Raw genomic sequence first — 540 nt, 5'->3', positions numbered from 1 at the left:
ATAAAAATATGTACTTTTGGTACTTGACCAATATGAACCATTGGTACATATTCACTCCATCGAGTCACCCAACAGGGACTCGCCAGGGCCTCAGGCCTGTCGCTCTTTAACAGTCTGACGTGACCCCCGCGACGTACCCAGGCCATTACCTGGGTCGGAAGAAGCTAAATCGCCGCCCATGCAGCCTCTGGATAGCTGCCGTACTCCCTCATGTGAGTACGCGAAACCACGCAAGCCAGCCAGGAAGAACACCGGACACGAAATGTGTGACCTGGCCAGAGATATGAATCGGGCGATGCGCGTGGTGGAGATAACAGATTTCCTCGATGACCTTGGTGACAGGGTCATCCGGAAAATCAACGGAGTAGACGAAATGCCGAAGTTCGGATGCGCAAACAACCAGCAAGCCGCCGACAAGGAATGCCGCAAACAATGCCGATTGGCTAAGCAGAGCGGTTGCACGGTTCCTTACAGTCTGTCTCGAATGATCGAAGCCAAGGTGCCGCTGTCGACCATCCGTGCAGTGTCCCGATAGAAGGA

The 540-nt window shown here is 53.7% G+C and carries 1 protein-coding gene; it reads right to left on the bottom strand.

Translation table 11 applies throughout. The features are described 5' to 3' along the window. Positions 1 to 208: 208 nt before the first annotated feature. A partial coding sequence (locus GIW04_RS31220) for a hypothetical protein (protein ID WP_236479680.1) occupies positions 209 to 540 on the bottom strand: 332 nt, incomplete at its 5' end.

Origin of the sequence: Pseudomonas sp. PA-4-8C (assembly GCF_021606625.1) — a bacterium.
Classification (GTDB): Bacteria; Pseudomonadota; Gammaproteobacteria; order Pseudomonadales; family Pseudomonadaceae; genus Aquipseudomonas; species Aquipseudomonas lactis.
The sequence above is the reverse complement of the archived record's forward strand: the minus strand, read 5'-3'. Positions and strand labels throughout refer to the sequence as shown.